Annotated in this window: 20 protein-coding genes, 3 pseudogenes and 1 riboswitch; of the genes and pseudogenes, 11 read left to right on the plus strand and 12 right to left on the minus strand. The window is 45.8% G+C overall.

Annotated elements, in window-relative coordinates; translation table 11 throughout:
- The coding region (locus tag JEU20_RS09000; RefSeq protein ID WP_198245155.1) for an ATP-binding protein at nt 1–2,329 on the minus strand (2,329 nt) is incomplete at its 3' end.
- Between the two features lie 245 nt (nt 2,330–2,574).
- Between JEU20_RS09000 and JEU20_RS09005 the strand changes: the two genes are divergently transcribed.
- From JEU20_RS09005 to fliF, 4 genes and pseudogenes are all read left to right on the plus strand, one after another.
- Entirely contained in the window at nt 2,575–3,771 is a 1,197-nt protein-coding gene (locus JEU20_RS09005) for a sensor histidine kinase (RefSeq protein ID WP_245395164.1), read from the plus strand.
- Complete coding sequence (locus JEU20_RS09010; protein ID WP_198245159.1) at nt 3,758–5,122, plus strand: sigma-54-dependent transcriptional regulator; 1,365 nt, start codon at nt 3,758–3,760, stop codon at nt 5,120–5,122. The genes JEU20_RS09005 and JEU20_RS09010 overlap by 14 nt, the downstream gene beginning before the upstream one ends.
- 122 nt (nt 5,123–5,244) lie before the next feature.
- Nucleotides 5,245–5,556: a flagellar hook-basal body complex protein FliE gene (gene fliE, locus JEU20_RS09015; protein WP_198245161.1), complete on the plus strand. Its 312-nt coding sequence runs from the start codon at nt 5,245–5,247 to the stop codon at nt 5,554–5,556.
- Nucleotides 5,557–5,574: 18 nt separating this feature from the next.
- Nucleotides 5,575–6,300 (plus strand): annotated as a pseudogene (gene fliF / locus JEU20_RS09020) (flagellar basal-body MS-ring/collar protein FliF); the annotation flags it as partial.
- A gap of 16 nt (nt 6,301–6,316) precedes the next feature.
- On the opposite strand, the pseudogene JEU20_RS09025 reads toward fliF, so the two are convergent.
- From JEU20_RS09025 to JEU20_RS09040, 4 genes and pseudogenes are all read right to left on the minus strand, one after another.
- A pseudogene (locus JEU20_RS09025) lies at nt 6,317–7,066 on the minus strand (IS5 family transposase).
- Between the two features lie 45 nt (nt 7,067–7,111).
- Entirely contained in the window at nt 7,112–7,582 is a 471-nt protein-coding gene (locus tag JEU20_RS09030; RefSeq protein WP_198245165.1) for a hypothetical protein, read from the minus strand.
- A 102-nt stretch (nt 7,583–7,684) separates the two neighbouring features.
- Nucleotides 7,685–7,908: riboswitch (cobalamin riboswitch) on the minus strand.
- Between the two features lie 84 nt (nt 7,909–7,992).
- A complete protein-coding gene (locus tag JEU20_RS09035) occupies nt 7,993–9,216 on the minus strand; it encodes a hypothetical protein (RefSeq protein ID WP_198245167.1) in 1,224 nt (407 codons plus the stop codon).
- A gap of 7 nt (nt 9,217–9,223) precedes the next feature.
- Nucleotides 9,224–10,066 carry an outer membrane protein assembly factor BamD gene (locus JEU20_RS09040; RefSeq protein ID WP_198245169.1) on the minus strand — a complete coding sequence of 281 codons (843 nt, stop codon included), beginning with the start codon at nt 10,064–10,066 and terminating at the stop codon, nt 9,224–9,226.
- Between the two features lie 104 nt (nt 10,067–10,170).
- On the opposite strand from JEU20_RS09040, the gene rluD reads away from it, so the two are divergent.
- The 6 genes from rluD to JEU20_RS09070 all read left to right on the plus strand — a co-directional run bounded on the left by rluD (nt 10,171) and on the right by JEU20_RS09070 (nt 13,473).
- Nucleotides 10,171–11,115, plus strand: a complete 945-nt coding sequence (gene rluD, locus JEU20_RS09045) for a 23S rRNA pseudouridine(1911/1915/1917) synthase RluD (RefSeq protein WP_198245171.1) — start codon at nt 10,171–10,173, stop codon at nt 11,113–11,115.
- Nucleotides 11,087–11,833, plus strand: coding sequence for a peptidoglycan editing factor PgeF (gene pgeF / locus JEU20_RS09050; RefSeq protein WP_245395165.1), 747 nt, complete (start codon nt 11,087–11,089; stop codon nt 11,831–11,833). Before rluD ends, pgeF begins: the two co-directional genes overlap by 29 nt.
- 11 nt (nt 11,834–11,844) lie before the next feature.
- Complete coding sequence (locus JEU20_RS09055) at nt 11,845–12,672, plus strand: ZIP family metal transporter (RefSeq protein ID WP_198245175.1); 828 nt, start codon at nt 11,845–11,847, stop codon at nt 12,670–12,672.
- Nucleotides 12,669–12,953, plus strand: a complete 285-nt coding sequence (locus JEU20_RS09060; protein ID WP_198245177.1) for a nucleotidyltransferase domain-containing protein — start codon at nt 12,669–12,671, stop codon at nt 12,951–12,953. Before JEU20_RS09055 ends, JEU20_RS09060 begins: the two co-directional genes overlap by 4 nt.
- Nucleotides 12,950–13,111, plus strand: coding sequence for a hypothetical protein (locus tag JEU20_RS09065; protein WP_198245179.1), 162 nt, complete (start codon nt 12,950–12,952; stop codon nt 13,109–13,111). Before JEU20_RS09060 ends, JEU20_RS09065 begins: the two co-directional genes overlap by 4 nt.
- Nucleotides 13,112–13,245: 134 nt before the next feature.
- Nucleotides 13,246–13,473 (plus strand): RpnC/YadD family protein, encoded by a 228-nt coding sequence (locus JEU20_RS09070; RefSeq protein ID WP_198245181.1) that lies wholly within the window; start codon nt 13,246–13,248, stop codon nt 13,471–13,473.
- 169 nt (nt 13,474–13,642) lie between these two features.
- Here JEU20_RS09070 and JEU20_RS09075 read toward each other — a convergent pair whose 3' ends face one another.
- Nucleotides 13,643–14,557 carry a PglL family O-oligosaccharyltransferase gene (locus JEU20_RS09075; protein WP_198245183.1) on the minus strand — a complete coding sequence of 305 codons (915 nt, stop codon included), beginning with the start codon at nt 14,555–14,557 and terminating at the stop codon, nt 13,643–13,645.
- Between the two features lie 113 nt (nt 14,558–14,670).
- On the opposite strand from JEU20_RS09075, the pseudogene JEU20_RS09080 reads away from it, so the two are divergent.
- Nucleotides 14,671–15,418: pseudogene (locus tag JEU20_RS09080) on the plus strand (IS5 family transposase).
- On the opposite strand, the gene JEU20_RS09085 reads toward JEU20_RS09080, so the two are convergent.
- From JEU20_RS09085 to JEU20_RS09110, 6 genes are all read right to left on the minus strand, one after another.
- Nucleotides 15,407–16,183: a hypothetical protein gene (locus tag JEU20_RS09085; protein WP_198245185.1), complete on the minus strand. Its 777-nt coding sequence runs from the start codon at nt 16,181–16,183 to the stop codon at nt 15,407–15,409. The pseudogene JEU20_RS09080 and the gene JEU20_RS09085 sit on opposite strands and share 12 nt — an antisense overlap.
- A gap of 110 nt (nt 16,184–16,293) precedes the next feature.
- Nucleotides 16,294–16,740, minus strand: a complete 447-nt coding sequence (locus JEU20_RS09090) for a pilin (RefSeq protein ID WP_198245187.1) — start codon at nt 16,738–16,740, stop codon at nt 16,294–16,296.
- Between the two features lie 171 nt (nt 16,741–16,911).
- Nucleotides 16,912–17,352, minus strand: coding sequence for a pilin (locus JEU20_RS09095; protein WP_198245189.1), 441 nt, complete (start codon nt 17,350–17,352; stop codon nt 16,912–16,914).
- Between the two features lie 121 nt (nt 17,353–17,473).
- A complete protein-coding gene (locus JEU20_RS09100; protein WP_198245191.1) occupies nt 17,474–18,235 on the minus strand; it encodes a methyltransferase domain-containing protein in 762 nt (253 codons plus the stop codon).
- Entirely contained in the window at nt 18,232–19,314 is a 1,083-nt protein-coding gene (locus JEU20_RS09105; protein ID WP_198245193.1) for an acyl-CoA dehydrogenase family protein, read from the minus strand. The genes JEU20_RS09100 and JEU20_RS09105 overlap by 4 nt, the downstream gene beginning before the upstream one ends.
- Complete coding sequence (locus JEU20_RS09110; protein WP_198245195.1) at nt 19,311–20,726, minus strand: amino acid adenylation domain-containing protein; 1,416 nt, start codon at nt 20,724–20,726, stop codon at nt 19,311–19,313. The genes JEU20_RS09105 and JEU20_RS09110 overlap by 4 nt, the downstream gene beginning before the upstream one ends.
- Nucleotide 20,727: the final 1 nt, after the last annotated feature.

Below are 20,727 nucleotides of genomic sequence, written 5' to 3' on the forward strand. Positions count from 1 at the left end.
ATAATACCGGCATATTCAAGTCAATTAGGGCAATATCGTAGTTTTTTTTCAGAAGCTTTTCGAGTGCGAGTTGGCCATTGACGGCGGTATCGTAAGTACAATTGAGTTGATCGAGAATATTTTGCAATAACAAAATATTGATCGGGTTATCTTCTGCGATCAAAATACGTTGCTTATGTGACTGAGACGGATGTTTTTCAATAGCGTTTTCATGGCCTTGTTTACTCTGCTCGGATGTGTTTTGTAGTGGAATTGAAACGGTAAAGGTGCTGCCTTTGTTGAGCTGGCTTTTCACACTAATGTGGCCGCCTAACAAACAGACTAATTCATGCGTAATAGCTAAGCCCAGTCCAATGCCTTCTTTTGAAAAATCACGTTCATCAATTTGGATGAATGGCGTAAATATACGCTTTTGATCGGTTTCAGAAATCCCGCAACCGGTGTCTTTAATGACAATTGTCAGGCGTTTATCGTCGCCTGTGACAGATAATTTCACAGAGCCATAGCTAGTAAATTTAATCGCATTGTTTAACAGGTTAACGATAATTTGACGTAATCTTTTTTCATCTGTCGTAATCATTGAACAGCAGCAATCAATTTTGACATCGAAATGGATGTTTTTTTCCTTAGCCTTGAGTTTGAAAATGGAAATAATATCGTCCCAAAATGGTTTGCATTCAAAGGTTTGTAAATGGAGCTTGAGCTTGTTGGTTTCGATGCGGGAAATATCGAGCAGATCATCGATCAAGGTCAATAGATGCTTGCTGCAATGTTCGATAATATTGATATGCTGCTTATTGTTCTCTGATAAATCATTTTGTCTCTGTAATAGCTGAGTAAAGCCGATAATGCCATTTAACGGTGTACGCAATTCATGGCTGATATTGGAAATAAACCGGGATTTGGCCTGATTGCTGGCTTCGGCTTGATTTTTGGCTGCTTGTAGCTGGGCGGTGCGTTCTTTAACAATGGCTTCACTGGAAAAAAAACGGCCACTTAATAACAACAGCCCGGTCCCCAAAAAACTGACAAATAACAGGCCGATGATCAGTACAGACCACATCATCCAGTGCGTTGAACTATCAATATGGTTTGTAAACAGGTAGGTCAACGTCCAGTCTAAATTATGAATTTGAATCGGGTAGCGGAGTTTTTCGTCATAATGGCTTTTTTGTTGCCCGATAAAAATTGTTCTGCCTGTTCTGTTGTCCAGGATGGAAAACGTATTGGGGGTAAGCGGTGGTGTCAGCTTTAATATGGCACTGAACAATAGCTGTGGGTCAATGACAAAGCTCACCCACTCGGTTTTATCGCTTGTCTGATGTACGGGAACCTCAAACTGTAAAAACTTTTGAAAACGTATGACCGGTGAGAATGTGGCGTATGTTTGTGCTGACAAGGCAGAAATAGGCGGGTGAACAGCTAAGCCAAGCGTGTTTAACGTATTGTTAGCTGAACAGGCCTTGATCGAAACGGCGTGATCGGAGTGTCTAAGCTGATACCAACAAATCTGTTTGATTTCCGGGAAGTCTTGCAGATAGATTGACGTAAAGGGTTTGAATTCATTGTGTTCAATTTTTTCAGAGTTGATAAAAAAAGCATGAATGGCGCGGAGATTTCTGACATGTTCACGCAGACGATCGTCAACCAGATGGGTAGTCGATTGTGATTGCACGGTAAAATATTCATATTGGCGTTGATATTCCAGTTTTTGAATAAACAGGAAAAATGTGGTCACTAGAATAAAGGTAATCAGCATCGGCAGACCTAACAACATGCCTCTACGTTTCCAGACTGCGCTGTCGTGATGGAAAACAGTCAATAGCAACGGCGCAAAAATCAGCACACCAATACTGTCACCGATCCACCAGGTTAGCCCGTTAGGCCAGATTTCAGACGGTTGCAGGATACCGGCCCAGAACATGGTGGCAATACCGATGCTGGCAGAAATAAGGCTGGCCAAAGGGCCGCCGATCAATAGGAAATACACGATTTCCCGGGTGGTTAGTAAGTCATTGGGAAAGCCGATGGTACGTTTTATCAGGTCGCTGCCAAACCAGGCATTTAAGGTAGCACCGGTGCCTGTGGCAATATAAATAGGAAATAAAGCGGTATCGAAACCAAATGCCCAGGCACTGATACAAAAATTACCGATAAATATACCGGGCCAGATTTTGGGGCCATAAAACAGCATGGCGACCAGGCCAACACCGGCAGGTGGCCAGATTGCACCCGCTTGGCTGGGTGGCACGGCCAGTTGGAGTCCAATTAAACCCAATACAAAATAGCTCAATGCAATGACAACAAGGCGTAAAAGATAGTGGGTCACTGACGTTAACATTTTATAAGGGTACTGTTTTCAAAGTTGTCGAGATGTATCAAATTGTAGAGAGGCTTTAGGAATTGTCCAGCGTATATTCGCAGGCTCGTAATGACCTTGAATAAGCTTTTAGGCTGTCGAAAAAATGACAGTTGTATTTTAATCTATTGATAATAAAGATAAAAAAAATCTGGTTCATTTTTTGCTAAAGAAATTGTAACACGGTAAAAAAATGAATGATTATGCAACAGATTATGACACCTTCAACGGATAAAACGTGCCAGTTAACCGATGCGTTTAATTTGTTCAATCAATTATCAGAAGACTTAGCACAGGCCTACCAGGGGCTAGAGGCTCAGGTTGCTCGCTTAAATCAGGAATTGACGGCAGCGCGTAGCGCCAGGTTGCAGACGCTGATGGAAAAGGAAACGCTAGCCACACGCTTACAACAGATTCTAGCGGCCTTGCCAGCCGCCGTTGTGGTATTGGACAAGTTGCGTATTGTCATTGATTGCAACCAGTTGGCAATTGACTATTTAGGTGAACCTTTGATTGGTTTGGCCTGGGATGATGTTTTGCAGCGGCGTCTGTTACCGGTCACCGATTGTCCTCAGGAGCGCAGTCTGGTCGATGGGCGTCGATTGAATATAACCTGCAACTCATTAGGTGATGCGGCTGAGCAGATTGTTTTGCTGTCCGATATCAGTGAGCTTAGGTCATTACAGGATTTACTGGCACAGCAACAACAATTGTCGGCAATGGGAGAAATGGTAGCTCGTATGGCGCATCAAGTTCGAACACCGTTATCGACTGCAATTTTATACGCCTCCCAACTTAAAAAAACACACCTGCCTGAACAGCAACGACAACAATTTGCCGGCAAAATAATGGAGCGCTTGCAATATCTGGAACGGCAAGTCAACGATATGCTGATTTTTGCCAAGCAAGGCAAAATGACGATGGAAAGCTTTTCGATACGACATTTATTGGCGCAGCTTCAAGATAGCAAGGCTGGAATGCGCTGTAAATTGATTGTCGATGATCAAAGTGGACTTGAGTCTATGCGAGGTAATGAAGATGCTTTGCTAGGGGCGTTGATTAACCTGATCAACAATGCCGAAGAAGCTTGTGACACAGAAGGGGTCATTAAAATAAGTCTTCGTTGTTCAGCCAATGGCTGTTTAAGCATTACGATTCAGGATGATGGTCCTGGTATTGACCCGGCTGTACAGCAACGCATTTTTGAACCGTTTTACACGACAAAAGCGAGTGGTACAGGCTTAGGGTTAGCAGTGGTGAACAGTGTCGTCAAAGCCCATGATGGGCATTTGACGTGTCGTTCGGAGGTGGGAAAAGGAACGCAGTTTATTCTGGAATTACCCTGTATTGATACTCACTCCGTATCCCTGTCCAGCCTGGAAAATAAGGAGGCTCAGCATGAAGCTGCATGATATTTTGATTGTCGAAGATGATAAAGACCTGGCTGAAGCTCTGGCGACAACACTGGAATTAGAAGGTTATCGCGTTGTGACAGCGGCTAATGGCACAGATGCCCTGGTTTGTTTGAACAAGAGCGTTTTCCGTTTGGTGGTCAGTGATGTACAAATGCCGGTGATGGATGGGTTTGAGCTGTTGCACAATATCCAGCAAAAATATTCGCAGTTACCGGTATTGCTGATGACGGCCTATGGTACGATTCCAAAAGCGGTTTCGGCCATGCGCGCCGGGGCGGTGGATTATTTGATCAAGCCGTTTGCCGCCGATATTTTGGTCGAAAAAGTGCGAGGCTTGATCAGCACTCGGCAAGCGACAGGGCATAATGCCATTGTGGTCGCCGAAAATATGCAGAAGCTGTATGGCTTATGCCGGAAAGTCGCTAAAACCGATGTCACTGTGTTGCTAGAAGGCGAGAGTGGCTGCGGGAAAGAAGTGTTGGCGCGCTATATTCATCAGCATTCAGGTTATCAGAAAGGACCTTTTGTGGCGATAAACTGTGCAGCAATTCCTGAGAACATGCTGGAAGCGATATTGTTTGGCTACGAAAAAGGGGCATTTACTGGCGCGGTACAGGCGAGTGCAGGTAAATTCGAGCAGGCACAAGGTGGAACGCTGTTACTTGATGAAATTTCAGAAATGGAATTGGGTTTGCAAGCGAAATTATTGCGGGTATTGCAGGAAAAAGAAGTGGAGCGGCTGGGTAGCCAGAAGAAAATCAGTCTGAATATGCGGGTATTGGCGACGACGAACCGGAAATTGAAAAATTATGTTGAAGAAGGTCGTTTTCGGGAAGATTTGTATTATCGTTTGAGTGTTTTTCCGTTGAAAATTCCACCACTCAGAGAGCGCAAACAGGATATTTTGCCATTGGCAGAAGGTTTTGTAGAAAAGTATTTCAGTGGCGGCAACAGCTTACCGGTTTTTAGTGAGCCTGCCCAAGAAAAAATGCTGGCCTACCCGTGGCCCGGTAATGTACGTGAACTGGAGAATGTCGTGCAAAGAGCGCTGATTTTGCAAAGTGGTGGACAAATTCAGAGCCAGGATCTGATTTTTGAAGGCATCGATGCGCTGAATGATTTTTCAGAACCGGAACAGGTCGTGACACCAGTTGAGCTCAGTTCAGAAAATGAAGTCAGTAAATTGGGCGAGGAAGTCAAAACTGTAGAAGAAAAAATTATTTTGAAAACTTTGCAGGAGCTCAATGGCAGCCGTAAGCGTACGGCTGAAAAACTGGGTATCAGTCCGCGCACCTTGCGTTATAAAATCGCCAGAATGAAAGAATCCGGTGTCGCTGTGCCGTGTTGAATGGTTTAACAGGCATCCGCTGTTATTTTGGCATAATTGGAATGAAAAATGCTTGTCATTTTATAAAGTCTATCTGTCGTCAAAAAAATGGCAGATTAAACGGTTGAGAATAAGGTAATGTGATGAGCGAAATGAATGTCGATCAAGTTTTAGCACAAATGCGGGCCATGTCGCTGGAGGCTGGCAATAAGGTTAAGGAAAGTCAGAGCAGTGGCGATTTTTCGGCTATGCTTAAACAATCAATTGATGCGGTCAATGATACTCAGAAGGCGGCCGGCCAATTATCCAAACAATTCGAGCTGGGCAATGAAGATGTCAGTCTGGCTGAAGTGATGATTGCTTCGCAAAAAGCCAGTGTATCTTTTCAAGCGATGGTACAAGTTAGAAACAAGCTGGTCGAAGCCTATAAAGATGTTATGAATATGCCAATGTAATCAGAGACTTAAAAAACAATGAGTGAGCAAGAGGCGGCGAGTACAATTAATTCTGATACCGGCACGCAGTTAACGACGACTGAAGAGGGTGAGACATCCGGGCATCCGGCGTTACAGGCTCTGGCTAAACTGAATATTAACCGACAAATCGGCTTGATGTTGGGGTTAGCCTTGAGTGTCGCTATAGGCGTCGCCATTGTTTTATGGTCACAGACACCCAGCTACGATTTACTCTATACCGGTGTTGCCGAGCAAGACGCCTCTGAAATCATTGATGTGCTCAATGAAATGGGTGTCGATTATCAGGTCGATACCGGCTCTGGTGCGATCATGGTGCCAGCGGGTAATGTGCGGGAGTTAAAGCTGAAATTGGCAGCACGAGGATTACCGCGTAGTACCAGCGATAGTTTAGGCTATGAGTTACTCGATAAGGAAACCGGCTTCGGCACCAGTAAAAATATTGAACTGATGCGATTCCAACGTGCATTGGAAGGCGAAATTGCTCGTACCATCATGACTATTCAAACGGTAAAATCCGCTCGGGTTTTACTGGCGATTCCAAAACAATCGGTTTTTGTTCGTAAGCGAAAAAAACCCAGCGCTTCGGTGGTAATTTCATTGTATCCAGGACGAAGCCTTGAAAAACAACAGGTCGAGGCCATTATTCATCTGGTTGCCTCCAGCGTGCCGATGCTCGAGCCAGGCGAGGTAACCGTTGTCGATCAAAAAGGCCGTTTGCTCAATAGGGGCTGTTGCCATTTCACATAGGTAACCATAAAAAGGCGCAAGCCAGAGCGATAGAGCCTTCAAAATTTCGTTTGAGTTTGTCATATCGCGTGGCGATCGCTCTGAAATGCTTAAGTCTTGCAAACACATTTTCAACGAGATGGCGATATTTGTAGAGACACCAATCCATTTCATCATTTCCCCGAGTTGAATTCTTTTTTTCTTGGGATAACAGGAACAGCCCCTTTGTCTTTAATTTGAAGACGTAATGCTTCACTGTCATAGCCTCTGTCAGCAACTATATAGTCACCTTTTGGGAGCTCTGCAACTAATTTCGGTGCTTCTTTACAGTCATGAACTTCGCCGCCTGTCACTGAGAAATGAATAGGAAGACCACAGGCATCAACGGCCATATGAATTTTACTGGTGTTCCCGGCGACAGATTTCCCTATCGCTGTTTCTTGTTCACAGGCCGCACCACTACTATGCTGATGTGCTTTCACAATACTCCCATCAATAAATTCCCATTCCAGGTCTGGATCAACAACCAAGGCGTTAAAAATACCCATCAGTTTTTCTTTACGAGACCAGTCATTGAATCGTTTATATACCGCATTCCAATTACCAAAAGCCGTGGGTAAATCTCTCCAGGGACAACCTACTCGCAAGCGATAAAAATACCTTCGACTGTTTTTCGAAGACAAGGTTTGTCATAAATTCCCATTTTCAACATAATTATCTTCAGTTTCTCCCAAAGTTCATCCGTAAGCATTTGTCGGGGCATAGTTTGCTTGTTTTTGAGTCAAAATAAACAATCTATGTGGCGGAGTTATTGAATTTCAAGGGGGATTTTCAAAACGGCAACAGCCCCTAAATCGGCCGAAAAAGTTACATCGCCGGAATTATGTTGTAAAGGCGCTAATTCCGAATTCGTTAAAGCGGTTCCATCAGCATGGAATAATTGGCCTGGTTTCAGGTTTAAACTGCTGCTTTGATAAATAACGGTTGTTTGCCCGGAAACTGAGATGCCTTTTAAAGCTGAAGGTGCATACCCCGGCTCTTCCGCTTTAGGGCGCTTGCGCATCTGACCTTCTTGCAAATGGATTAGATGATTTTCCAGTTTATTGACAGTTTCTTTCAAGCGTTTTAATTCGTCCCGAAGCTGTTTTATCTCACGGCTTTTATCCGTATCACTCAGTGTCAATTCTGATGTGGCTGAACTGATTTGTGGAACGGCTCCGGTGAATACCAAGGCCGACAGCAATAGGGATCGGGTTGAGGGAAATGGTTTGAAAATCATGAACAAGCACCCTCCGTGCAAGCTATAAGTTAATGTACAGCAGAAGGGTGGAGACACAATGTGACTAAAAGTACAGAGCGTTTTCGACTTCAGCCCTCCGCTGTTGCGAATCGCTTTAAGGCAGGTCTCCGGGCTTATAAGCTGGCTGGTCCGGGGTCTGTCACCTTCCCATATCATCACGATACAGTGGTTGTCGGCAGACCCTGAAGCGCAAGGCTTCGGCTTTATTTACCGTTGCGGGGGCGGCGTCGGCTTTGTATTAAACGCACCGACTTCCCTTTTAAGTTATGTGTTATACACATAGCACCAAAAAGCAGATAGCCATTATAGGTAGAAAATAGCGGTTGTCAATTGATAATGAAAATTATATGCATTTATGTTAGTCGCATAGTGGACAAACTGCTGGTTGATTACTCACCTAGAGCACGTGCAATAGCATCTTGCCAGAAATTCAAAGGTTCGACGACAGGCTCCGGGCAGCTATCGTAGCCCTGATATTCGATGCCTTTGAAAACATCGTTTTTTAGCCATTGATAGGCATCGGGGGAACTGATTTTAAGTCGCTCGGGAATTAAAATATATTGCGCAAACAGTTCGGCCAGTTTTTCCTGGATACGGCCGTTATAACGCCCTTCATTGACTTCCCATAAATATTCAAAGGCTTCAAACCACTTCGATGGCCATAACGCCAGATGCGCCTGACGGATTTTACGGCTGGTTTCGCTATCGGTGGAGATTTTTCGATACCAGTAGAAAAAAAATAGCTCATCTTCACCATTCCAGAAATGGAAATTATCAATAGTGTGGGCAATTTCATGAACCAGAATAGGCAGCCTGAAATCGACTCGGTATTTCAGGCCAATATCGCGGTATAAATTACCATCTTTAGCTTTGTCGAAGGCTTTAGCGGTAAAAATAATTAAATTTTGGCCGCTGAAGACTTGGGCGACCGTTTCACCGCGGTATCCTGTGCCCGGTACCATCATTAACGGCTTGGTCTGGTCTGTCCAGGTACTGGTGTCATAATCTTTTGGAAAGGCATCATGAATCAAGGCGCGAATTTGGACGGGGATGTTTTCGAGCGCTTTGTTAAAATTCTGATGCGGTTTTGCATGATTGATTTCACGGCGAAGAAAGGGTGGGATTTTGCGAATGCCTTTTTCGAATACGCGCAAGTGATCGGCATTAAAGCGTGGCGATTGATAATCATCACTGTGTTTGATGATCAGTTTAGTATCGTAAAACAAGGCCAATGCGCGGGCGGCGGCCTCTTCGTTGTCCCAGTAAAGGCTTAACACACAGCGTTCCGGTTCGGCCTGGTGTTGGCATTGCTGTCTGAAATCTGCCAAATCGGCCAGGTGGTTAGGGTGTGTGTGGTCGGTGAGTACTTCGACTGAATATTTTTGTAAATCCGGGTTGTGCTGCTGATAAAAGTGGATGATTTGTTCCAGTCGCGCCCGATTAAAGTAGCCTTGTTCATGTGTCGTGCAAATCAGGCTGTTATCCGTTGACAGGGTGAAAAAACGATTCTGGAACAGGGGTTCGGGTGGCGCTGGCTCGGCTTGGCAAAATGGGCTAAAAGGAATGATAAAAATGAGCGCGAACCAATATGCTGGTATGTTCAATTTTATCATCGGGCGGTTATTCGTCCAGGCCTGTGATGTTCCAAATACGCTCAATCGGTGTCGGATTTTGTTGATCTAATGGGGGCGGGCCATCTGGATAGTTTTGTTCATAGACACGCTTGGCATCAGCGGCTAAGTCGGCCAATCGCAGTTTGTCATAAGCTTTTTGCAAAATCAGCAAGGCATAAGGTACCGCGGGCGTTCGTTGATAGTTTTCAATGACATAATTGGCGCGATCGGCGGCGGCAATATAGGCGCGGCGGCGCATGTAAAAGCGGGCGATATGGATTTCCTGGCGGGCGATATTGTTTCTGAGCGCAACCATGCGTTGTTTGGCGTCGCTGACATATTGACTGTTGGGAAAACGACGAATCAATTCAGCAAAGTTTTCATACGCTGTCATCGCATCGCTCAAATCGCGTTGCGAGCGATCTGTCGGCAAAAACCGGTCCAGAAAGCCGATAGTGCGGTTGTAGTTGACCAAACCCTTTAAATAATACGCATAATCGACATGCGGGTTGCGTGGATGCAATTTGATGAAACGATCAGCGGCGGCAATCGCAGCTTCCGGGTTATCGTTTTTAAAATAGGCATAGGCAACATCAAGCTGGGTCTGGGCGGCATACTGGCCAAATGGATAACGTGCTTCCAGCGCTTCATACAACTTAATGGCTTGATTGTAGTTTCCCGTTTTCATGGCGGCGCGGGCTTTGTCATGGAATTTTTTCGCATCCCAGCCGCTGTAATTTTCCGAGTCATCGGCGTTTTCGGACGAACCTAAAGATTTTAATGTTTCGCAGGCCGGCAACAAGAAGGTGAATACGCAAAGTAACAGAAGTTTTGCCAAAATAAATCGCATAATAATGAGGACACGTTGTAATATAGACAGTTTTTCGAATTTTATACTAAACAGGGAGGACGTGAGTAGCTGATTTCCTGAGTATAACGTAAGTTAGGACGAATATGGCGATTTTGACAGCAAAAGTCCCCGATACGCTGGCGGGTAAGCGATTGGATCAATGTTTGGCGGCATTGTTTGGCGATTATTCGCGCAGTAAGTTACAAACCTGGGTCAAGGCCGGGAAAGTTCAGGTCGATGGACGGCAGCTCAAGGCCCGGGATAAACTGGAAGGTGGGGAAACCATTACCCTGGATGCAGAAGCTGAAGTCGTGATGGAAACTGAAGCCGAAGATATTCCGCTGGATATTGTGTATGAAGATGAATCCCTGTTGATTGTCAATAAACCGGCAGGTCTGGTGGTGCATCCGGCAGCTGGAAATTGGCAGGGTACCTTGGTCAATGCCTTGCTCAATCATGCACCGGAACTAAACACCTTGCCTCGCGCAGGTATTGTGCATCGGCTGGATAAAGCAACCAGTGGCCTGTTGATGGTGGCTAAAACATTAAAGGCACATCACAGTTTGACTACGCAATTACAAGAACGCACTATTAACCGGGAATATTTGGCGTTAGTAAAGGGCTGGATGACGGCGGGCGGTACCATAGACGAACCGATTGGTCGCCATCCGGTGGATAGAAAACGCTATACTGTTCGTGCCGAAGGTAAACCTGCGATAACGCATTACCGGCTGGTGCAACGTTTCAAACGCCACACCTTGATTCGAGTCAAATTGGAAACCGGCCGCACCCATCAGATTCGCGTGCATATGGCGCATATTAAATATCCACTGGTCGGCGACCCGGTCTATGGCGGCCGCTTCCAACTGCCGGCGGGGTGCAGCGAAACATTAGAGCAGGCGTTGCGTGGTTTTAAGCGCCAAGCCTTGCATGCCACCTTATTGGGGCTGATTCATCCTGAAACTGGTGACTATAAGGAATGGCAACAGCCGTTGCCGGATGACATGCAAAACTTGCTTGATGTCTTGGCCGAAGATGATCTGGATTGAACCGGACTGGCCGGTACCGACCACGATTCATGCCGTGACGACGTTGCGAGACGGCGGTATCAGCCAACCACCTTACGCCACTCTGAATCTGGCGGCGCATGTAGGTGACCGGCCTGAGCATGTTGCCGAAAACCGGCATATTATTCGACAGGAATTGCAATTACCCACCGAGCCATTCTGGTTGCATCAAGTACACAGCGCCATAGCAGTTCCCGCAACAGCCGATTCAAGTATCACACAGGTTACAGGGGATGCCAGTTTCAGTCGACAAGCCGGTATTGTCTGCGCGGTGATGACGGCCGATTGTTTACCCATTTTACTGGCTGATGAACAAGGAGAGACGATTGCGGCTATTCATGCGGGCTGGCGCGGGCTGGCAGCCGGTATTATCGACAATACCTTCAAGCAGCTACCTGCTGATCATCGTTATCTGGCCTGGTTAGGGCCTGCTATCGGGCCGGATTGTTTCGAAGTGGGTGACGACGTCAGAGTCGCTTTTGTTCAGCGCGACAGTGCATTTGAAAGTGCCTTCAAAAAACAACGCTGTGGCAAATGGCTGGCTGATATTTATCAACTGGCGCGGATAAACTTGCGGAAATTCAAGGTTGACCAGATTTATGGCGGCGACCGCTGCACGGTCAGCGAGCCAGATTGTTTTTTTTCATACCGTCGTGACGGCCAGACCGGCCGCATGGCAACGTTAATCTGGAGAGATTAAACGTGGATTTAATGCTTGTTTTTATCATTATATTTACCGCTGTAGGCGGCGTGCTCAGTGTGTTGGCGGCTGCCATGTTTTTATTGCTTTCGGATGCACGTAGAGAGCAGGTTTTGCCTCATGGCATTAGTTTTGCTACCGGCGCATTGCTGAGCGCATCCTTCTGGGGCCTTATTCCTCACGCTTTTGAAGAGGTCGAGCCGGAACAAATTCATGCCGTATCCGGCACGATTCTGATGGGTATTTTGTTGTTTTTTACCTTGGAAAAATTACTGGTTTGGCGCCATTGTCATTCTCATGCTTGTGAAGCGCATAGCGATCAGGATGCACATGCCAAGCATTCGGCCGGGACTTTGATAATTATCGGCGATGGGATACATAATTTTGTTGATGGCGTCTTAATTGCGGCCGCTTTTCTGACCGATGTGCAATTAGGTATCGTCACCAGCCTGGCCGTCGCCGCGCACGAGATTCCGCAGGAAGTTGGAGACTTTGCGATTTTACTGCACAGTGGCTACAGCAAACGCAGCGCTTTGTTTTATAACATCCTGTCCAGTTTAGCGACCGTCGTCGGTGGCGTTTTAGCGTATTATTCTTTGGCAGATTTGCATTATTATCTGCCGTATTTCCTGGCCATGGCCGCCGCTAGCTTTATCTATATCGCTGTTGCCGACTTGATTCCATCGCTGCATGAAAAAACGGATATAAAAACCTCATTGCAACAGATTTTCTTTATCGCCGCCGGTGTGCTGTTGATTTATCTTTTCCATAGCCTGGCGCATAACGATGAGGCCCATGCAGCAGGCGAGCCTATGATCATGGAGGACACGCATCAATGAGAATGGATAAAGAACAAATAGAGCTATTGAAAAACAGTTTGAAATCCCTGGATTCTGCCGCGCATATATACCTTTTTGGCTCCAGAACCGATGACAACAAAAAAGGAGGGGATATTGATTTGCTGATACGCAGTAAAAAACTGAAGAAATCAGATATCAGAAAACTGAGACTGGATTTTTATCAGAAATTTGGTGAACAAAAAATTGATATCATACTGGATGATGGTAAACAAAACAGTGCCTTCATTGATAAAATTAAACAACAAGCCATTGAGTTATGAATCATAGCCAACGCATACTGATTGACAATATACAGGCTCTGGAAAAGCAATATTACTGGCTGGAGCGGTCTTATTCGATTTGTCGAAAAATACCGATCAGAGAAGAATATAAACCAGAAGAAATGGATGCCTTGGAAACATTGTTATTTCCAATTTAATAGAATGGCTGTCAGCGCCAGAACAAACCCGGTTAAGGCGCAGCTTCAGCATTTGGATTAACAGAGTCTTACAGCCACCGGGGCAATCAGCACAAACGACATCAAATCTTAACGACTTAGTGGAGATAAAAACCATGATCGCACAACGTATACCGCAGTGGATACAAGAAGGTGAGCAACGTGGTGAAGCTAGAGGGGAAGTCAGAGGCGAAGCGAATACACTCTTAAAACAACTGAATCTGAAATTTGGCGTATTACCTGCTTGGGTGGAACAGCGCGTCAATGCAGCGGATAAAAAACAACTGGATGTCTGGGTGGCGCGGATTCTTACAGAGGATACATTAGAAAAAATATTTCTTTAACCCAGCATTATAAGGAAACAGGAAACGAAATCGCCCACGAATCTATTCAAGAAGGGCTGCAACAGCTTTTTGCTGATGTTTTAAAGATAGACCAACGCTTCTCGACGTCATGAAAAAAACGATAGCTTATTGTCAGCGCTTTAGCTAAAAGGCGTTCTACCGGGCAGGCCTAGAAACACAGCTTTGCTGTTTTTTGTAGCCGTTCATTGGGTGGATAGATGGCAGCGCCTTTTTTTGCGGTCTGACATTGTTTATCTTTATTACCAATAAAGCCATAGGCATCACTCAGCATGATGAACATACCGAGTTCAGGATTTTGTTTTATTGCTTTCTCGGCCCAATTGATAAACAAAGGGATTTTGCTTGTATCATGATGCTCAATACTTTGATAGAGCAAGGATTGCATGAGTAGTTTTTCTGCAAAGCGATTAAAATAAAAATCATGCAGGGCAAATTGTAAGTTTCCGTCCGTTGCATACATATATTTAAAAATTTCCCGCTCAGCCTTTTCAATATGTATCAGCATGGCGCTTCCGGCTAGTCCTAGTACAAGGATAAAAGCCTGGAGAGACGTTAATGCCATTTTGCTGATTTTGAGCGGAACTGTCTTTAGTTGATGCCTGAAAACGAGATAAATCAAAAACAGCCATAAAAACCAATGTACCGATGAAATATAAAAGGGCAGTTCAACCTGGGTGTGTAAGGTAATAGGGAATAACATGGCCATATAGGCACCTCCCCGCGAAAACCCACATTGATAAAGTGCTTTACACACAACGATTAAAATCACCATCAGTCCGGCAACGGCAACCAGCCCCCCCTCAATAAACCAGAATAAAATCTCATTATGCGGATGACTGGTTGTTGCAGATGTGACGGCGGCATCGGGGTGCTGTGCTAGAAATTTAGCTTTTTGTTCAACCCAGACACGTGGAAAGCTACCAATGCCATAACCGAAGAGGGGTTTGTCTTTAATTAAATTAAGGCCGATGGCATACATGGTTTGTCGGGCTGAGGCGAACTCCCCTTCCGTCATTTTCTGGGTTTTATCCAGCGTACGAGAAAAACCGGATTGTCCTGTCATTCCACTTGCTAAGGAAGCTAATAGTAGGGGCTGTTGCCGTTTTGAAAATCCCCCTTGAAATTCAATAACTCCGCCACATAGATTGTTTATTTTGACTCAAAAACAAGCAAACTATGCCGCGACAACTGCTTACGGATGAACTTTGGGAGAAACTGAAGATAATTATGTTGAAAATGGGAATTTATGACAAACCTTGTCTTCGAAAACAGTCGAAGGTATTTTTTATCGCTTGCGAGTAGGTTGTCCCTGGAGAGATTTACCCACGGCTTTTGGTAATTGGAATGCGGTATATAAACGATTCAATGACTGGTCTCGTAAAGAAAAACTGATGGGTATTTTTAACGCCTTGGTTGTTGATCCAGACCTGGAATGGGAATTTATTGATGGGAGTATTGTGAAAGCACATCAGCATAGTAGTGGTGCGGCCTGTGAACAAGAAACAGCGATAGGAAATCTGTCGCCGGGAACACCAGTAAAATTCATATGGCCGTTGATGCCTGTGGTCTTCCTATTCATTTCTCAGTGACAGGCGGCGAAGTTCATGACTGTAAAGAAGCACCGAAATTAGTTGCAGAGCTCCCAAAAGGTGACTATATAGTTGCTGACAGAGGCTATGACAGTGAAGCATTACGTCTTCAAATTAAAGACAAAGGGGCTGTTCCTGTTATCCCAAGAAAAAAGAATTCAACTCGGGGAAATGATGAAATGGATTGGTGTCTCTACAAATATCGCCATCTCGTTGAAAATGTGTTTGCAAGACTTAAGCATTTCAGAGCGATCGCCACGCGATATGACAAACTCAAACGAAATTTTGAAGGCTCTATCGCTCTGGCTTGCGCCTTTTTATGGTTACCTATGTGAAATGGCAACAGCCCCTAGAACTGTGATAAATTTTTTATGCTTGGAAAGTTGTTTATGCCTGCTAGACAACATCAATATAGTTGCGACAATTAATGAGAGTAACCCCATCCGTGAACCGGACGATACAATCACAAAAACCAGTAAGGCTGATCCAATCACCATGCCACCCTTTATCCAGACCGGAATGCCGGAAAAAGATGGACGACTGATTAAGTACAGCCCAATAATAAAACCAGATGTTAAAAAGCTTGCCTCTACATTGATTTGCTGAAATACACCAATGGGAAGATGATTCCCATCAAATGGAATCCATTTATGTAATATAGAAATATCTGTAATTTGCGCGATACCGATCAATGCGTGAAGCACTGATGCCAGAAATAAGATATAGAGTAAATAATCTATCTTCCCACTTTTGAGCTGTGTTTGCAGCAGAGCAAATAAAAAAACAAATCCGCCTAGAATATAGAGCTGACGAAAAAACCATATTTCTGCTTGAGGTATATTGGAGAACAGGCCCGATATAATTAATATTACCGGGAATATTAAACAATACAAGAAGGCTGGGTTATATTGAATGCTTCCTTGTCTGAAACGATAAATCAGTGTAAAGCAGCTAAAAAACACAGACACTAGCCAAACTGCAATGTTAAAAGGCACTGCTAGCCCCAGTCCTCCGATATTAGGGTGCATATAAAAGGGGGCAACAAGAAAAAGAATAATTAAGCTAATAAAAGGGGCGTCTAGGTTTGTTATTTTCTGCACTCGTAGTTCCTTTTTTAATTATTAGCATAGTGTAGCTGAAATTCACGACCCATAAAAAAAGCCCCAGCATTACTGCCAGAGCTTTTTATTGTAAAGTCTAAGCTAGCAGACTATTTACAATAACCTTTTGAATAACAAGTAGCTGATGAATTTACTGTCCATGTTACAGCGCCTGAAGCATATGTTCCATCTAGAATATATGTTTCACCTTTGAGACCTTTTTCTGCCTTGCTAGCTGAGCCGACAGCAGTTGCAGTAATTTTGAATGTAGGGTCTGACCACTTAACAGATACTTTGTTGACGTATTGGCCATTTGTCGCATTTGTGGCAGCTGTTGTTACAGCAGGGTCAGAAGAACATGAGCTTAAATCTCCTTCCGTTTGCGCACAGACTTCAGCGGCTGATTTAACAGCTGCTGTCGCCAGAACCACTTCAGAGAATTTTGATTTTGCTGTGTATTGTTGATAAGCCGGGATAGCAATTGAAGCCAGGATGCCAATAATGGCAACGACGATCATTAATTCGATTAATGTAAAACCTTGTTGTGTATTTTTCATGATGACTACCTCTTGAGTTTGGAAAAGTCGGCAAATAGTGCTGCCTTACTGGTGTTTAAGCAGATAGCGTGCCAGTTGTAAGTTGTTGTTTTTACTTGGGTGCGATAGAGGATAGATGGGCTTTGGGTGTTCTTTTTGTCAAAAAGTGACGCAAATGGTCACTTTTATCCGCTATTTACAATAGCCTTTGTTATAACAGCTTGAATTGACAGAATCTAAGGTCCAATGCACCGCACCGGAGTTGTAACTGGCATTAAGAATATAGGTTTCACCCTCTAAGCCATTATTATTGATTGCTATTGCTGTAATCTTGTCGCCATCTGCGTTGATTGTAACAGTACTGACATATTGACCATTAGCAGCACTGGCGGCAGTAGCTTTAGGTATCGGGGCATCTGTGCTTTCATTGCCACAGGAGGCTAAACCGCCGGCAGCCTGGGCACAGATTTCAATAGATGTTTTGAGTGCAGTAGTGGCGGTAATGACTTCTGAGAACTTGGCTTTAGCCGTGTATTGTTGATAGGCCGGTATAGCGATGGCGGCCAGGATACCGATAATAGCCACCACAATCATCAATTCGATTAACGTAAACCCTTGGTGTGTTTTTTTCATTTTTTGTCTCCGTTTAAGAATACTTAGTAGGGTTAAAGCAGGATTTATACCATAGTTATAAAAAACAAGGCATAACGTGAAAGCGTCTAAATGCCGACAATTGACAACGATGAGTCCACTTTTATGTGTCTTTCCGCCCTAACAGGTGCACATAACGCCCCATATCCCGATAAGTGGGCTTACGGCAGTAGCGGTATTCTAATTGGAATAATTGGTTTTTGTCGGTTTGTGCCAGGGCGTCGGGAGGGAGGTAGTCATGGAATATGCGGATGCCGGTGTGCTGGTGGATGCTAAACCCCATCTCGGCCAGGGACTCCTGCACGATGTGCGGATATTGAGGATTGGGTGGCGTTAGTCTGTGGCCTTTGCCGATGTAGCTGTCATTGAGTAGATTGGGCAGCCGCCAGCCGCCTTTTAGCGCATTGCTGTAAACCATGGCGTTGCGGTTATAAAACAGCAGCGATAAATAGCCTCCGGGTTTGACTTTGTTGGCGATGGTTTTTAACGTCAGCAAAGGGTCGGCCAGCCATTCTAGTACGGCATGGAACATGACCAGGTCAAATTCGCCGATGTCGGCGGCCAGAGATTGTGCCGAGCGATGATGAAATTCGGCGTGTAGACCGGCCTGTTCAAACCGATCTTGTGCCCGCGCCAGCATTTTTTTGGAAATATCGCATAGCAGCAGGCGATGGCCATTTTCTGCAAACCATTGGCTGATTTGGGCGAAACCACAACCGGCATCCCAGATGTCAAGCGGCGGGCCTTGCTGTAAAACGGATAGGTCTTCTTTTAACAACTTGAGTCGCCATTGGCCTTTGTCTGTGGCATAGACTTTTCGGTCAAAACGGTCGATCAGGCTGTCGAAATTGCGGTCTTGTTTCATGGGTGTTCGGGGGGTAAGCGATAGCCTTCACCGGTGCCGAGTAGGGCGGCGATGATGTTTTTCTGGATTTCCGAGCTACCGGAAAACAGGCGACTGGCGAGGGCGTCGCTAGTCCAGCGCAGAAAGGGTTGCTCGCCAAGCAGGGCGGCGCTGCCGATAATTTGCACGGCATCGAGGCTGGAGGCGACAAAACTTTCGGCACCATACAGCTTGGTTTGGGCGCTGGCTAGGGTGATGCGCTGTTGGCTGTCTTTTAGGTGTGCGCATTTTTCTAGCCATAGGTTCAAGGTATCTAACCTGAGTTTCATATCGGCAATTTTATGACTAATGGCCTGGTTTTTACCGAGATGGCTGCCGTTTATGCGGCGTTTGCGGCTATGGTCGATGACGCATTTGAGTTGTTCGGCCATGATGCCGCTGATGCCGGCGAATATAAAGGCGCGTTCCAGTTCCAGCGCCTGCTGAATGAGCAGGTTACCGGCGCCGGCTTTACCGAGTAGGCGCTGCTCAGGAATAAGGCAGTTTTTGAGTATGACATCACCCATGGTCGCGCTTTTGCAGCCTTCAACATTGGGGCCGTGACAAAATTCGGCACCGTGGTCGTCCTTTTCTACAATAAATGCGCTCAGGCGGCTATCGAGCCGAGCGTAAACAATCAGCATGTCGGCTATCGGCGTATTGGTAATAAAGCGTTTATGGCCATTGAGTAGAAAGCCGCTATCGGTGCGCTGTGCGTTCAAGGTTAGCCGAGTCAGGTCTGAGCCGGCTTGCGGTTCGGTAATGGCATGGCCGCCGATCCATTGGCCAGTCAGCAATTTTTCAAAATAGTGACGTTGGGTATCGCTGGCGTGATGAAGTAGCGGAAATAGGCTACCCCACAGATGGGCGTTGAGCGATAAAATCAGGCCGGTATCGAGGCTGGTCTGGCCCAATTGCCGGTGTATCTGGACTAAATCCTGAAAATTATCGCCTAGCCCGCCTGCATCACGGGCAATGGCATGTTTGAACAAGTTTTGTTGACCCAGAGTTTGTAGGCGTTGGCGGGTGGCTTTCAAGTCTGTGCTGGGTGTGTGCATCATTTAAATAGTTCGGTGAGTGTGGAATAATCAATTTTGCCGCTGTTTAAAGACGGCAGACGGTCGACAATTTTAATCTGGCTGGGTAGCATGTAGGCGGGCAGGCGTTTGCGCAAGGGCTGTATGATTTCAGTCAGTGCTGTGTTTTGTGATAACACCAGTGCCGCAGCCGGGCGTTGGCCGGCGGTTGGGTCGGCAATGCCAATTACGGCGCATTGGGCGACATGTGGATGACGAAGAATGGCCGCTTCAATTTCGGCCGGTTCCACGCGAAAGCCTGAGCATTTTAACATTCGATCCAAGCGGCCGTGATAGTCATATTCGCCGCAGGCGTTTAATGACACTTTGTCGCCGGTGGGATAATGGCCCGCTTTTAATTTGGGGGCGTTCAGCTTGCCTTGTTGCCAGTAGCCGGAAAAATTATTGGCACTTTTTACCCAGAGTTCGCTATTGTCCGGCGCGATTTTTAAATCAGCATTTGCGGCGGCGATGCCGATGGGAATGGGGCGGTTATCGCTTAAGCGTGTGCGATCCACCGGCCAGTAACAGCAGACATTGGTTTCAGTTGGGCCGTAGAGATTATAAAACGCGGTTTGGGGCAATAAGTCAGTTAGCGTTTTTAAGGTGGCAGTGGGGAAGACTTCGCCAGCAAACAGAATTTGCCGCAATTGCGGCAGCGGCGTGTTGGCTAGGTCGCCTTTTAAGACTAGAAAAGACAATAATGAGGGTACGGTGTACCAGGTACTGATGGCCTGTTTAGCTAGCCATTGGCTTAGGCGGCTGGGCGACAGGGTTAATGCTTGAGGGACAAAGCTGACCGTTGCGCCACGACTTAAGCTAGAGAACAGGTCAAACACGCTCAAATCAAAATGAAACGGTGCGAGCGAGGCGACCTTATCGGTCGAAGACAAGGTGAAAGTGTCTCCGGCCCAGTCGGCAAAATTTAGCATAGCGCGATGGCTGAGAGCGACGCCTTTAGGATGGCCCGTTGAGCCGGAGGTATAAAGAATGGCGGCAATCGATTCGGGGTCGGCCGGATAAAGAGCGTGTTGTTGTGCCGGCAGTTGGAACGGCAGCCAGGTGATGCTGTTAGGTTGCCAGTCGGGCTTGTCACCGAATCCAATCACGGCAGTAGGCTGGGCGTCTTCGAGGATATAGCGCAAGCGGGTAGCAGGGTTTTTGAGATCCAACGGAAGATAGCACGCTCCAGCATAGACAATGGCCAGAATAGCACTAGCGGCATCAACGCCGCGATCCATAGCGACGGCAATGCGTTGGCCAGGTTTGAACAAGGTGCTTAAATGACGCAGGTGCTGTTCTAATTCGGCATAACTGAGTTGGCTTTTCGCATCTTGCAGCGCAATCTTATTTGGGGTTTTATGGCATTGTTGGGTAATAGCTTCCAGCAAAGACATC

The sequence above is a fragment of the methane-oxidizing endosymbiont of Gigantopelta aegis genome (assembly GCF_016097405.1).
In the GTDB taxonomy this organism is placed as follows: domain Bacteria; phylum Pseudomonadota; class Gammaproteobacteria; order Methylococcales; family Methylomonadaceae; genus Methylomarinum.

Excerpts from the sequence above, each read along its gene's own strand:
- JEU20_RS09075 (WP_198245183.1), bottom strand. The coding sequence starts at position 14,557 with ATGACAGGACAATCCGGTTTTTCTCGTACGCTGGATAAAACCCAGAAA.
- JEU20_RS09095 (WP_198245189.1), bottom strand. The coding sequence starts at position 17,352 with ATGAAAAAAACACACCAAGGGTTTACGTTAATCGAATTGATGATTGTG.
- JEU20_RS09055 (WP_198245175.1), top strand. The coding sequence starts at position 11,845 with ATGCTTGTTTTTATCATTATATTTACCGCTGTAGGCGGCGTGCTCAGT.
- JEU20_RS09065 (WP_198245179.1), top strand. The coding sequence starts at position 12,950 with ATGAATCATAGCCAACGCATACTGATTGACAATATACAGGCTCTGGAA.
- JEU20_RS09010 (WP_198245159.1), top strand. The coding sequence starts at position 3,758 with ATGAAGCTGCATGATATTTTGATTGTCGAAGATGATAAAGACCTGGCT.
- JEU20_RS09030 (WP_198245165.1), bottom strand. The coding sequence starts at position 7,582 with ATGATTTTCAAACCATTTCCCTCAACCCGATCCCTATTGCTGTCGGCC.
- fliE (WP_198245161.1), top strand. The coding sequence starts at position 5,245 with ATGAGCGAAATGAATGTCGATCAAGTTTTAGCACAAATGCGGGCCATG.
- pgeF (WP_245395165.1), top strand. The coding sequence starts at position 11,087 with ATGTCTTGGCCGAAGATGATCTGGATTGAACCGGACTGGCCGGTACCG.
- JEU20_RS09110 (WP_198245195.1), bottom strand. The coding sequence starts at position 20,726 with ATGTCTTTGCTGGAAGCTATTACCCAACAATGCCATAAAACCCCAAAT.
- JEU20_RS09040 (WP_198245169.1), bottom strand. The coding sequence starts at position 10,066 with ATGCGATTTATTTTGGCAAAACTTCTGTTACTTTGCGTATTCACCTTC.
- JEU20_RS09090 (WP_198245187.1), bottom strand. The coding sequence starts at position 16,740 with ATGAAAAATACACAACAAGGTTTTACATTAATCGAATTAATGATCGTC.
- JEU20_RS09005 (WP_245395164.1), top strand. The coding sequence starts at position 2,575 with ATGACACCTTCAACGGATAAAACGTGCCAGTTAACCGATGCGTTTAAT.
- JEU20_RS09070 (WP_198245181.1), top strand. The coding sequence starts at position 13,246 with ATGATCGCACAACGTATACCGCAGTGGATACAAGAAGGTGAGCAACGT.
- JEU20_RS09060 (WP_198245177.1), top strand. The coding sequence starts at position 12,669 with ATGAGAATGGATAAAGAACAAATAGAGCTATTGAAAAACAGTTTGAAA.
- JEU20_RS09105 (WP_198245193.1), bottom strand. The coding sequence starts at position 19,314 with ATGATGCACACACCCAGCACAGACTTGAAAGCCACCCGCCAACGCCTA.
- rluD (WP_198245171.1), top strand. The coding sequence starts at position 10,171 with ATGGCGATTTTGACAGCAAAAGTCCCCGATACGCTGGCGGGTAAGCGA.
- JEU20_RS09035 (WP_198245167.1), bottom strand. The coding sequence starts at position 9,216 with ATGATAAAATTGAACATACCAGCATATTGGTTCGCGCTCATTTTTATC.
- JEU20_RS09100 (WP_198245191.1), bottom strand. The coding sequence starts at position 18,235 with ATGAAACAAGACCGCAATTTCGACAGCCTGATCGACCGTTTTGACCGA.